The sequence below is a fragment of the Halpernia frigidisoli genome, from assembly GCF_900113805.1.
Taxonomy (GTDB): Bacteria; Bacteroidota; Bacteroidia; order Flavobacteriales; family Weeksellaceae; genus Halpernia; species Halpernia frigidisoli.
The window spans coordinates 227,905-242,441 of sequence record NZ_FOQT01000002.1 but is presented as its reverse complement, the minus strand read 5'-3'; the positions used below and the strand labels follow the sequence as shown (position 1 = coordinate 242,441).

Below are 14,537 nucleotides of genomic sequence, written 5' to 3'. Positions count from 1 at the left end.
ACACATGTATAAATATAATTTGTATGCTACAAAACTATTTTCTTGTACAATTTTTTAAATCTTTAAAAAATTATTTTACATCGTTTCCTTGCATTTTTGGTAGAAAATATTTACCATTTTTATTCATTTTTTTTGGATTTTTCAGTGCTTTTGGGCAAACAACTGATTTTTTCACCGCTGAAGGCGCTGCAACATGGACAGCTCCAGCTGGTGTAACATCGATTACTGTTCAAGCCTGGGGTGCTGGTGGATCTGGTGGTGGAACCGCAACTAATTTTGGATCCAATTCTGGGGGAGGCGGCGGTGCTGCGGGCACTTATGTCACATCACCACTGACAGTTGTACCTGGAACCACTTACAATTTATATGTAGCTCGAACCACGGTCGGGGCAATAGCTGCCGGAGCGAAAGGGCAAGGTTCATGGTTTAACACTTCTTCGATTTTATTTGCAGAAGGTGGCAACGGCGGAGCTGCTCCAAACGGTGCTTTATCAGCTGGTGGTTTGGGATCTATAACATCATCTATAGGAACTACAAGAACTGCCGGTGGTAATGGAGGAAACGGAACTGCCGGTTCATTTAGTGGTGCAGGTGGAAATGCTACAAATGGTGGTGGAACAGGTGGTGCATCTAGAACTGCCATTGGAGATGGTCTTCCTGGGAATGCCATTGGTGGTGGTGGTGGTGGTGCAGTGGTGCAAAATACAGATAGACCTGGTGGAAGTGGCGCACGTGGTGAAGTTAGAATTACATATACTAGCGCTTCTACCTATTGCAGACCAACAACAGATGTCCCGGGGAATTCTTACATAAACAATGTTCGCTTCTTAGGCACTCTTAATGATGTATCAAATAATAATAACAATTATAGTAACGGCTACCAGGATTTTACTGGATTGACGAACAAAACCAGTCAGGTTGATGGTGAAGGTATAAATATTTATGTAGAAAGTAATGGAGTAGATACTGTTTTCAAGGCTTGGGTCGATTGGAACAGAGACAATCTTTTTGATAATTCCGGTACTGCTCCAACCGCAACTTCAGAGTGGGTTTATGGTTCTGGTTCAACGAGAGCTTTTTCAACTACATTCGGGATAGTTATACCTCCCGGAACACCTCCTGGCGATTATCGTTTAAGAATAAGGAATTATAGAGCAGTAGATACTGGTCAAGCCTCAGGATTTGGTGGTACTGATGCATACACATCATGTCAAAATTTCACCGGTACTCAAAATATTACCGGCACCCAAGTGGGGGAAGCGGAAGATTACATAATTAAAGTTTTATCAAATTGTGCTGCAAATATAGTTTCTGTTACAGATGCTGTCAATTGCGGACCTGGGGCTTTGATTTTGTCTGCAACAGCAAATACTGGTACTACTAGATTACGATGGTATGACGCAGAAACGGGCGGTAACCTTTTGGCAACCACTAATGTTAATGGTGTATTCACAGCAAGCTTTAGCACACCATCGATCAACGCCACAACTATTTATTATGTAACTGCTTTTAATGGAACATGTGAGTCAATTTACCGCACACCGGTAGTTGCCAGAATAAGTCCTATTCCGGTGATCACTTTCGATTTACCACAGGCAAGCGCAAATTTTTGTGGTGATAATAATACTTTGAGATTAACTTCCACGGGAAGTAATGAATCTGTAGAGCTTTTTAATGAAAAGTTTGATTCGGGGTTAGGTATTTTCACTTCAACGACCGGTACAAATGCAGATTTTACAGCTACCACAAATACTTCAGGTACTTTCCCAAATTCTGGCGTCAACACAAGTGTAGCTGCAAATACGGGTTGGCAAAATAAAACAAGTACCTATAAACCGGTGGGTTCTATTTGGAGACCTGCTATAAGTTCGGGATTTGGAGTAAATAAATTTGCTTACGCTACTTCAGATTATGCAAATACAACAACTCACACTATATTAACAACTACATCGTCGTATAATACTACTAATTTTCTGAATTTATCTTTGAGTTTTTCTGCATATTATTCCTATTACGGCGATACATCTGCTGCTGCGGGTGGTACTGTTGAAGGTCTATTTGTGGAAGTTTTTGCAGATGGTGGGGCATGGACAACTGTTCAGGCATATAAAAGCAGTTTAGGTTTTGGAACAAAATTTAATACTTATACTATTCCATTAAATTTATACATAGGTATTGCCAATCTAAAGATAAGATTTCGGCATTTAGCGTATTGGGGCGACGGTTTGGCAATTGATAATGTGAGATTAACAGGAGACAGGCCTTTAACTGCATCTTTTGTTTGGACTGCCCCAAACATCGGCATATATAACGCTGATTGTACAACACCATATGTAAATGGTACTACAACTGATAACGTTTGTATAAAGCCGACTGCGACACAACTTCAGACAATTCCTAGTTGGAATATCTCGGCATCAGTTACAATAAGTAATGGGTGTGTGGTTCCAAACTCTATAACTGTTCAAAATAACAATAAATATTGGGATAAAAATACCACAGATTGGAATTCTTCTTTGTGGCTTCCGGTAAATTCTGTTCCTGATATTACAAAGTGCGTCTTTATAAAACAGCCTGTTATTCTGCAATCAGGTGCAGATGGAGCAGCAAAAAATATTTCAATAGAACCAGGAGGATCACTTAGAATTAAATCGCCAAGATCGTTAACTATTGATGATTACTTAAGAAATAATAGTACTGTTGACAAATTTATCCTTGAAAGTGATGCAAATTTACTTCAAAACAATGCTACAGCCGTTAATGTTGGTTCTATCACAGCTGAACGAAGTGTTTCTGGCTTAAGAAATACGGTTGGTACCGCGGTCGATTATATTTATTGGGGAGCACCTGTTACGGGTCAGCAGACAAAAGGTTCAGGTGGATTTTCTCCTGGTACACCAAACGGTAGTTTTTTCGCTTATCGTGAGTCTAATGACCGTTTTTATGAAACGGCAGATCTAACATTTACACCAGGAAGAGGTTATGCTGTTCAGGCAGAAGCTGGGGTTCCAGCCAAAATTTATTCCTTTAAAGGAAACCCAAATAATGGTGATGTAAATTTTAGTATAACAAAATCTGCGGATAATCCGGTTGGTACAGTTCATGGTTACAACCTGGTCTCAAATCCCTATCCTTCAAATATTGCGTTTAGCGAATTGTATTTCGGTAATTCGGGGTTGATCTATAATACAGCTTGGTTCTGGACTAATTTTATTTATGAAAGATACCAACAGGGTTCAACTTACAATGGTAATAATTACTCTGTCATAAACGGAACCGGTGGCGTTGCTGCAACCTTTTCAACTTACACAGGAGGCGTTTCATCAAACGGAATTATAAAAGTGGGGCAGGCATTTATAATTCAGGCAAAAGGATCAGGAAGTTTAGCTTTTAAAAATACATTTGGCGCAGGACACGTGTTACGTACACGGTCGACAGGTACTGGATTTTTCCAAAAAAATAATCAGAATATCAACAGGTTTTGGCTAAATTTAGTTAATCCTGGCAATATTTCCAATCAGCAGCTTATTGGTTACATAGACGGTGCCTCAGATAGTTTCGAGCAGGATTTCGATAATGAAGCTTTTGATAATTATTCAGATCTTTTCTATTCTGTTTTAGATGATAAAAAGTTAGTTATTCAGGGGAAAGCAAATAATTTTATCACAGAAGATAAAATTAAACTTGGCGCTAATTTTTACGAAACAGGAACTTACACGATCGCGCTTGAGAAAGCCGAGGGTTTGTTTGCGAATGGTCAAAAAATTTACTTAAAAGATAATTTATTGGGGATAACCTTCGATCTGACGGCTCAAAATTATACTTTTTCAACAGTGGCAGGTCAGTCAGAAGGTCGTTTTGAGATCGTTTATAAGCCTGAATCATTTTTAGGTTTAAATAATCAAACAAAATCGGAATTAATTCTCTACCGTGATGGTAATCAATTTGTTTTAAAATCTCAAAAAGAAATTATAAAAATCGAAATCTATGACGGTTCCGGCAGATTAATTTCAGTTAAAAATTTACAAAATAAAAATACAGCGGTAAGCGCCGAAAACTGGTCTCAGGGCGTTTACATAATTAAAATTATTTTTAAAAATGGATCTGTTCAAACTAAAAAAGTTTCCAAATAGACCAACAGTTTAATAATTAAAAATCCTCTGAAAAGAGGATTTTTTTTGCAATTTAAAATGATTTGTCTTAAAATGATTTGTCTTAAAATTTTTAGATCTTTTATATAATTTATTTTTAAATAGATAATTTTGATATTATGTATTAATCCGATAAATCCGCAAAATATTTAGGAATTTTTAATTTTTGTCTATATTATTTTTTATTTAGATAAAAATTTTATGTGATCCTTGAAAAAATAATAGAAGTGGAATGTGATTTTTTGTACTTTTGAAGTCACAAATGACTTCAAATGAAAAAAAATCTACACTTTAAGGAGGGTTTTTGCTGCGAACGCGCGCCTAAACAAGACATCTCCCCATTCTTCAAAAACTTTTTTTTTCTGATTTTTACTTTTTTTTCGGTAGGGATTTTTGGGCAATATTCATATTCATTTTCAACATCTGTTTTTTCTACAGGTGTTAACAGCGAAACAAAATCCCTTGGTTCCGCGAATTGGACTCTCACGACATTACCTGCCGGATCAACATTTAGGTCATTTGATTCAATTAAAGGATTGCAATTCGGTTCCGCAGCTGCACCTGCTACCACTGCAACATTAACAACCTCTTCTATTGCTGGTACAATTACATCTGTTATTATTTATACCTCAGGAGCGGCAGCTGTAGCTGGTAACTGTAATGTGACAGTTGGTGGGAATAGTTTTACATGTGCAAATACTTTATTAACGGCAACAAGCACAGCATATACTTTTATAGGATCGTCATCGGGACAGATTAATATTTCGTGGAATCAGACATCAAGTAAAGCGCTTTATATTAAGCAAATAGATGTTAATTATGTAGCAGGTAAAACTTCTAATGGAACCGGTGGCGGAGACTGGAACAGTCCGTCAACATGGATCGGCGGAGTAATACCATCGTCAACTGATAATGTAACGATTTCTTCTGGCGATGTGGTTTTCACCTCCACTACCTTATTGAGAGCTGCGACTACAAATGTTAACGGCAGTTTTCAGCTGAATACAGGAGGATACGCGTCAGGCACCAATTTTTCTTACGGCACGACGGGCACCTTAATTTTTAATAATTCGAGTTCTTACGGCGTAAATAATACGGATATTTATTGGCCTTTCACTAATGGTCCGGTCAATGTAAAAGTTTTACAAGGTGGTTTTACGTTAAATACCGGCACAACAAGAACAATCACAGGAAATTTAGATACCTCCGCTGGAATCACTATTGCTGCGGGAGAAAATTTAACTGTTAATGGCGTTGTAACAATTAACCCAAATGGATTTTTTAGCTCAACGCCAATTTATGGGTCGTCCTCTACTTTAGTTTATAATAATTCTCCGGGTTATAATGTGGGAAATGAGTGGACATCAAATGCATCAACTGCAGGAAAAGGTACGCCGCAAAATGTTTCTCTTTTTTCAAGTATTGTTAATTTACCTAATTCAGACAGAAGTTTAGCGGGTAATCTTATCATTGATTCTGGAAGTACTTTAAATTTAAATGGAACTTCCGGAGATCTTTACATTGCCGGAAACTGGACTAATAATAAAACTTTTAATGCCAATAATAGAGCAGTTTTCTTTAATGGATCAGTTAATCAAACTATTTCTGGTGCCACTACTTTTGATTATTTAACGCTAAATAATTTAGCAGGCGTTACTTTGCTAAATTCAATAATAAATAATAAAACTTTAGATTTCATAAACGGAAAATTAACGCTTGGCGCAAATAACTTAACCATCGGAAGTGCTGGAACAACCGTAAATACAACATCTGCAAAATATATTGTTACTAATTCTACAGGGCAACTGAAAAGAATTGTGGGAGCGAGCAATATTTTATTTCCAGTTGGTAATTCTTCTTACAATCCAATTACATTTAATAATTCCGGTACAACGGATGTTTACGGCGTTAAAGTTTTAGATGGTGCGCTTACAACGGGAGTTGATAACACAAAAACAATTAACAGAAGTTGGATTACAACAGAGACAGTTTCTGGTGGGAGTAATTTATCGGTTTTTGCACAATACAATTCCGGTGAAGAAAATTCGGGATATTCTGCATCAACCAACAATTTTATTGGGTTTTATGATGGTCTATCATTTACACAGGTTGCCGCAACTTCTGCGGGATCTAATCCAGTTATAGTTTCATCTAATTCTAATTTAAATCCTATAGATTTAACTTCCGGAACTCAATATTTTGCTATTGGTAGAGATAATGGTTTATTTGCGCCACCTGCGACAAAGCTATCATTTGTCAGCGTTCCTTCCACCGGAATTTCCAGTACAAATTTATCGACATTTACTGTGGAGGCGCGCGGTTCCACCAATTATGTAGATCCTAAATACACGGGAAATATAACTCTATCTAAAGCATCTGGAAATGGAAATTTATCAGGAACATTAACAGCACCAGCCGTAAAAGGCATTGCAACTTTTAATGATATTCAGTTTGATCTCGCAGATATTTATTCATTATCCGCAACTTCGGGAAGTTTAACATCTGCCACAAGTGGTACTATTACAATTTCCTTAAATCCTGCAAACGCATATTTCAGAAGTAATGTGACAACAGGAAATTGGTCTTCAACCTCGAGTTGGGAAACTTCTGCAAACGGAAATACAGGATGGTCGGCTGCAACATTATCACCTACTTCTGCGGCGAATACGATTACCATAAGAAGTGGAAACACAATCACTATTAACGCACCAGTCGTGATTGATCAGGTTTTAATTGCTAATGGAGGAATTTTGGCGCCGAGTTCATCATTCACTGTTTCAGATGGTGCTGGAGATGATATTATTATACAGAATGGTGGAATTTTAAGATATTCAACAAATTCTCTACCTACCTTTTCCGGTTCTGCCACAATTTCAGATGAAACCGGTGGAAATATTTTAGTTTCGGCAGGTGGAGTAATAAATAATATACAGACCCCAAATTATATTTATAAAGATGCATCAATATTGGAGTATAATTTTGGAAGTAATGCTTTTGCTGTGAGTTCGAATCTTTTTCCTAATGTTAATATCAGCACAATTCCTGTTTTTAAAATTTCCAGCACGCCAAATGGAGTAGGGGGCAGTTCTGATTTTTTGGTTAATGGGTTGATGGAGGTTACAGGAAGTGTAAGTTTTTCTGCATCAGGCTCGAAAATTTTTAGAAACGGAATTCGCGGAAATGGAACAATTACCCAAAACTCAGGTTCAGGAACAATAATTTTAGGGGATGCGAATAGTATTCCTTTGCTTATAGGATCACCAATCCTTAATGTTTTAAGTGCAGGTTTACAAATCCCAAACGGGTTAAATATTCCTTTAGGATCATCGCCAACTATAACCAGCGGTGCTGAAAATAACAGTATTACCAGAACTGGTGGCAATATAACGATCGATGGCGTTTTAGATATTACAAATATCCGTGTAACAAATACAGCTGCGGGAAGTATTATCGTGAACGGAACTTTAAAAACTGCTAATAGTGGTGGAATTTACAACAACAATTCGGCTATACCAAGTGGTGCTTTTATATTAAATACAAACAGTACCATTGAATATAATGCTGCCATTGCTCAAATAATAAGTTCCACTCCAAACTATTTTAATATCACTTTTTCAGGCGGTGGAACGAAAACAACTCAAGGCCCAATCAATGTGGACAAAAATGGATTGGTAAAAATTACTGGTAATACCACCGTCAATGCTTTAAATAATATAACATCAATTACAGGAAATAATACTGGTTTAACAATGGATAGCGGGCGGTTAATTTTAAGTACTGGCGGAACTTTGCCTCTTTTAAATGGTAATTATAATTTAACAGGCGGAACTGTCGAATTTGCATCTTCTTCTGTAACAATTATAAAAACGAGTACGCCACCAAAACAGTATTATAATATTGATGTTACGGGCAGCAATGTGACCTCAGGCGGAAAAAATCTTATAGTAAATAATCTTTTAAATCTTACAAACTCTACAGCAGTTCTAAATATACCCGAAAGTAATGACAGTGCTAATCCAGCTCTGGTTTTTGCTAAAAATGGATTAAATGTGACGACAGGCGCAGTTTTTCATTTGTTGAATAATGCCATTTTACTTCAGGACGATGCTGCAGTTAATACCGGTAAAATTTTAATGGACAGAAAAGCAATATTACCGCTCTTGGGCTATAATTATTGGAGCGCACCTGTCAGCAGTCAACCACTTACAGGAAATACTTTTTCCCCCGGAACGCCGGATGCAAATATTTTTCGTTACAATGAGCCCAATGACAAATTTTATCCTACAGGCGATACCAGCTTTCAAACCGGAAAAGCTTATGCAATTCGTGGCGGGTCGGCAGATGATGGCATTAATCCCCACACATTCACATTTACAGGAAATCCAAATAATGGTTCTAAAAATACACCGGTATTGAGTTACACAGATGATTCGCACGGATACAACCTAATTGGAAATCCTTATCCATCAATATTAGATTTTGATACATTTTATAATGCAAATTTTACAGCAATGTACAAGATAGCCTATTTTTGGACCAATAATACATACACTCCAGGCGTTCCACAACAAGGTTCTTCTTATAGCGGTGCAAATTATGCAATTTACAACGCAACTGGCGGTAATCCCGCTGCTACACAAGGCTCACTCATTACTGTGACGCCCACTTCACTTATAAAAGCCGGCCAGGGATTTATTGTACAGATGAAAAGTTCAGCATCATTAAATTTCACCAATGCAATGCGCCCCACCAATCCAGGAGGCTCAGCGTTTTTTAATAATAAAAAAGATTTTGTAGAAAAAGACCGCTTTCATATTTCTTTAGCAACACCTTCCGATATTACCAACACTTTGCTTGTAGGTTATGTGGAAGGCGCAACTAATGATTATGACAAGGATTTTGATGCGGATCTTATCATTGAAGGATCAGATTCTTTTTATTCCAGATTAGGTACAGGAAAATTAGCAATTCAGGGACGCCAGTTTCCTTTTTTAGATGATGACGTGGTTCAGTTGGGAGCAGTTTTCTATGAAACGGGTTTGCATAAAATTAGTATGAGTGACAAAGAAGGTATTTTTAATGGTATTCAAAATGTTTATTTAAAAGACAACTTATCTGGTGAAACAGTGAATTTATCAGAAAGTGATTATACTTTTTCAGCTGTGCGAGGTTCAGATGAAAATCGTTTTGAAATTATTTACCAGACTGATAAATCACTTGGATTATCAGATGCTTTGAATAAAAATGACATTATCGTTTATAGGGATAAAAATAGTTTTATTGTAAAATCAGGTGGTAGTTTAATAGATAAAATTGAGATCTATGATGTTTCAAGGAAGAAAATCGATGTCATAAAAGTAAATTCAACCCAACAAAGTATTAATGCTGAAGAGCTGAATTTAGGAGTTTACCTGCTGAAAATTTTTAGAGATAAAGATGAAATTATCAAAAAAATTATGAGGTAAATAATTAAAATAATGTCGAATAAACTTCGTGATAAATATTTTTAGAAATTTTTAAAATTAACATTTGTTTATTTTAATAGATTAATCAAAAAATATAATATTTATATCTGTTAAAAAATGATCGATTTAACAAAATTTGGCAAAAATTTTATATATTTGATAAAAATTTTGATGCATAAGTCAGCGTATTTATTTTTGTTTTGTAGTTTTATGGCTTTTGGACAGGTTAATCCTGATAACCGCTTTTCTCAAGGCGAAAATCAATCACAACAACAGTCTACCGATGCAAATAAGCAGGGTGGAAATTCTTATTCAAAACCTGATCCTGCGGGAAAGCCTGGAAATCCTGGGGAAACAGTTCCTATTGATCAGCATTTTGTTGTCCTATTCCTTACCGGTCTCAGTTTAACAGTTTTAATAACTAAAATAAAGATCAGCAAAAAACATATTTTATAAAATAATATGTTATTTTTTAAATAAAAATAACTGTATATATTTAGAAATTTGAATATCAAAAATAATATCAAAAAATAAATTATGAATAATTTTAGTATTTTTGCAAAACTTTGGTCTTGTATTTGACTGGGAACATAGTAAGTGAATATGAACTTTAAAACTGTTAGCGGCAAAATATACGATGGCGATAATTTTTTAAAATTGTCGGACGTCAGATATTTACCACGCTGGATCGTTATCTTAATAGATGTGATCCTTATAGCAATTTCTTTATTTATCTCTTATTTTGTGGTGGCAAAACTCAATGTTAGTCCTGCAACTTTTCTTAAATTTTATCAGAAATTTTTTATTATTCTCGGCGTTAATCTTGGCTTTATGTTTTGGTTTCGCACTTATTCCGGTATTATCAGGCACTCCACTTTTGTAGATTTGTGGAAAATTTTTCTAACCTGTTTTTCTACAGGTTTAACTTTAACTGTGATAAGTTATATTTCTCTCTGGTTTTTTGGACATAAACTTTTTTTTATACCTATACTTTTCATTTACTTTGCGCTTTCATTTACATCACTTTTTGTCTTTAGACTTGTAGTAAAGGAATTTTTTCAGATCATTCGTGAAATGAAAAATGACCGTCAACGTACAAATATTCTTATTCTTGAAATTGGTGAAAGTTCTGTTGCGATTGCCCGTGCAATTATCGCAAATCCGAATGTACCATACAGTTTAAAAGGATTTGTAACATCACGAAAAGACAGTACAAGAGCATTATTATTAGGAAAAAAAATCTACACAAGACGATTAATTGAGAAGAGCACCAAAGAAGAACTTGGTTTAGATGGAGTTATCATTATAAAAGAATTGATTTCGCCCGCAGATCTTGAAAGTTGGGTTTCTCTTTTTTTAGAAAAAGATCTAAAAATATTCAAATCACCATCGGTACAAAAATTCCGTGACAATGATTTCGCACAGTCTATCAAATCGCTTCAGATTGAAGATTTACTTAATAGAAAGGCGATAAAAATAGACAACGAAGCGATACAGCCAAGACATCTTGGTAAAACTATTCTTGTAACTGGTGGAGCAGGATCAATTGGTTCTGAAATCGTTCGTCAGGTTGCCAAGTTTAGTCCGGCATGCATTGTCGTGTTGGATCAGGCAGAAACACCTTTATATGACATTGAACTGGAAATGCTGGAAAGTTTTCCAAAGATCCGCTTTGAATTTATTTTGGCAGATATTTCTAACAGACATCGGTTAGAACCGGTTTTCCAGAAATATAATTTCTCAATGGTTTATCACGCTGCGGCATATAAACATGTTCCTTTAGTGGAAAAAAATCCGCATGAAGCTATTTTAGTTAATATTTTGGGTACTAAAAATCTTTCGAATTTATCCAGCAAATATAAAGTCAACCGTTTTGTCATGATTTCCACAGATAAAGCTGTTAATCCTACAAATGTCATGGGTGCATCAAAGAGATCAGCAGAACTTTATGTGCAGTCTTTGCAAAATATTGAGGGAAATGTTACAAAATTTATTACCACTCGTTTTGGTAATGTTTTAGGCTCAAATGGCTCTGTAATTCCTCATTTTAAGAGACAGATTGAAGCTGGTGGACCAATTACCGTAACCCATAAAGATATTGTTCGTTATTTTATGACCATTCAGGAAGCTTGTGAGCTCGTTTTACAGGCAGGAACAATGGGAAAAGGTGGTGAGATCTTCGTTTTTGATATGGGACAGCCGGTAAAAATTGTAGAACTGGCAAAACGTATGATCAGACTTTCCGGTCTAAAACCGGACGAAGATATTGACATTGTATTTACAGGTTTACGTCCTGGCGAAAAACTTTATGAAGAGTTACTGAGCGACGATTCCAAAACACAACCTACACATCACAGTGGCATTATGATCTCAAAAGATCCATCAGCAAATTTTGAGGAAATTACTAAGCTGACAAATCTTATTACAAAAGCTGCATTGCGACGTGATAATGCAGACATCGTAGTTATATTAAAGAAAATTGTTCCGGAATTTAAAAGTCAAAATTCAGTTTTTGAAAAGCTTGATATATAATCGGATGTAAAATCTTTATCGAAAACTAAAGTTTTTATAAACCAGTTGATCTAAAATTTATGGGCTACTTTTTACCTGAGAAAGATGACTCAAAATTTAACTCACTTTCCCAAAAAAGAATTTTAGTAACTGGTGGCGCAGGTTTTATTGGTTCCAATCTGTGTGAAGCTCTTCTGGGTTTTGGTGCAATCGTTACTTGTCTTGATAATTTTTCCACTGGAAAAAAGAAAAATATTTCAACATTTCTAGAAAATTCAGCATTCACTTTAATAGAAGGTGATATCCGCAATCTTGAAACCTGCAAAAATGCCTGTTTGAATATAGATTTTGTTCTTCATGAGGCTGCTTTAGGTTCTGTGCCGCGATCTATTAATGATCCTGTTACCACCAATGATGTCAACATTTCAGGTTTTTTAAATATGTTGGTTGCGGCAAAAGATGCAGGTGTAAAAAGATTTGTTTACGCGGCAAGTTCATCTACTTATGGTGATTCTGAAGCTTTACCAAAGGTAGAGGATAAAATTGGCAAACCGCTTTCTCCGTATGCTATTACGAAATATGTAAATGAATTATACGCAGATATTTTCTTTAAAACTTATGGTTTCAATACCATTGGATTGCGTTATTTTAATGTTTTCGGAAAAAGACAGGATCCAAAAGGTGCTTACGCAGCAGTAATTCCAAAATTTGTGATGCAGCTTATGGCGCATGAATCGCCGACTATTAATGGTGACGGAGAATTCTCACGTGATTTTACTTATATAGATAATGTTATTTTAATGAACTTGCTTTCTCTAACCACAGAAAATGCAGATGCTCAAAATAATGTATACAATACAGCTTACGGCGACAGCACGACATTAAATGAATTAATCTCTTACCTTAAAGAATATCTGGCAGTTTTTGATCCGGAAATTTTAAATATAGAAGTAAAATATGGCGATATTAGAAAAGGCGATATTCCACATTCTTTAGCAAGCATCGAAAAAGCAAAAAAATTACTAAATTACAATCCGAAATTTTCCATTAAACAAGGCTTAAGAGAAGCAGTTGATTGGTACTGGGAAAATTTAAAATAAAAGATGAAACATAAAATTACGATTGTTGGCCTCGGATATGTTGGTTTACCGCTTGCGAGGCTTTTTGCCACAAAATATGCTGTTGTAGGATTTGATATTGATGAAGACCGTATTTATCAATTACAAAAAGGTATTGATGATACTCTGGAGATTTCGGAGGATTTACTGAAATCAGTTTTGCTTGAAAAAAAACATTCAGATGAGCAGGTTGGTCTGTTTTGTACTTCAGATTTATCGCAAATAAATGACTCGAATATTTATATTATAACTGTTCCAACGCCCGTTGACAAACATAATCACCCGGATCTTTCACCCCTTTTCACCGCGAGTGAAACGGTAGGAAAAATTATAAAAAAAGGAGATATTATTATTTATGAATCCACAGTTTATCCGGGAGCAACAGAGGAAGAATGTATTCCTATCATTGAAAAAATTTCCGGATTAAAATTTAACACCGATTTTTTTGCAGGTTATTCACCCGAAAGAATAAATCCCGGAGATAAGGAGCATACCGTAGATAAAATTTTAAAAGTAACAAGTGGATCAACGGCAGAAAGCGCTGATATTATAAATGAACTTTATAAATCAGTGATTACTGCAGGCACACATTTAGCACCAACGATTAGAGTGGCAGAAGCTGCCAAAGTAATAGAAAACTCTCAACGAGATATCAATATCGCTTTTGTCAACGAGCTGGCTAAGATTTTTAATTTAATGGAAATTAATACTTCTGATGTTTTGGCCGCGGCAGGAACGAAATGGAACTTTTTACCATTTAAACCAGGACTTGTTGGTGGCCACTGTATTGGAGTCGATCCCTATTATCTGGCGCAAAAAGCACAGGAATTTGGCTATAATCCGGAAATTATTTTAGCAGGAAGAAGAATTAATGATTCAATGGCAAAATATGCAGCTAGTGAAATTATTAAATTAATGATCAAAAAAAATATAGCGGTCAAAAATGCTGAAATTTTAATACTTGGCTTTACTTTTAAAGAAAACTGTCCCGATGTCAGAAATACTAAGATCGCGGATTTGATAGCTGCATTGCAGGAATATGACATTGATATTACTGTTTTTGATCCTTATCTTTCGAAAATACAATGTGGAGGATATGCCAACTTTAAATCAGTTATTAGTGAATCTGACCTCGATAATAAAAAGTTCGATTTAATTATAAAAGCGGTCGATCACAATAAATTTCAGGGTTTTCATTTTAAAACTTTCCTTAAAGATTCTGGCATAATTTTTAATCTAAAAGAATTTTCTGAGTTTTTACTGTTATAAATTTTCTTCATTTGAACAAGAAA

General features: G+C 35.5%; 6 protein-coding genes. All 6 read left to right on the top strand.

Annotated features, from left to right (window positions below):
- Positions 1-23 precede the first annotated feature (23 nt).
- The 6 genes from BM238_RS06210 (at position 24) to BM238_RS06185 (ending at position 14,514) form a co-directional block, all read left to right on the top strand.
- On the top strand, positions 24-4,133 hold the full coding sequence (locus BM238_RS06210) for an Ig-like domain-containing protein (protein ID WP_090079341.1): 4,110 nt from the start codon (positions 24-26) through the stop codon (positions 4,131-4,133).
- A 290-nt stretch (positions 4,134-4,423) separates the two neighbouring features.
- Positions 4,424-9,616, top strand: a complete 5,193-nt coding sequence (locus BM238_RS06205; RefSeq protein WP_090079340.1) for a beta strand repeat-containing protein — start codon at positions 4,424-4,426, stop codon at positions 9,614-9,616.
- Positions 9,617-9,733: 117 nt separating this feature from the next.
- Positions 9,734-10,072, top strand: a complete 339-nt coding sequence (locus BM238_RS06200) for a hypothetical protein (RefSeq protein ID WP_090079339.1) — start codon at positions 9,734-9,736, stop codon at positions 10,070-10,072.
- A 147-nt stretch (positions 10,073-10,219) separates the two neighbouring features.
- Positions 10,220-12,148: a polysaccharide biosynthesis protein gene (locus BM238_RS06195; RefSeq protein ID WP_090079338.1), complete on the top strand. Its 1,929-nt coding sequence runs from the start codon at positions 10,220-10,222 to the stop codon at positions 12,146-12,148.
- A 59-nt stretch (positions 12,149-12,207) separates the two neighbouring features.
- Positions 12,208-13,227 carry an SDR family oxidoreductase gene (locus BM238_RS06190; RefSeq protein ID WP_090079337.1) on the top strand — a complete coding sequence of 340 codons (1,020 nt, stop codon included), beginning with the start codon at positions 12,208-12,210 and terminating at the stop codon, positions 13,225-13,227.
- A 3-nt stretch (positions 13,228-13,230) separates the two neighbouring features.
- On the top strand, positions 13,231-14,514 hold the full coding sequence (locus BM238_RS06185; protein ID WP_090079336.1) for a nucleotide sugar dehydrogenase: 1,284 nt from the start codon (positions 13,231-13,233) through the stop codon (positions 14,512-14,514).
- The last annotated feature ends 23 nt before the right edge of the window (positions 14,515-14,537 follow it).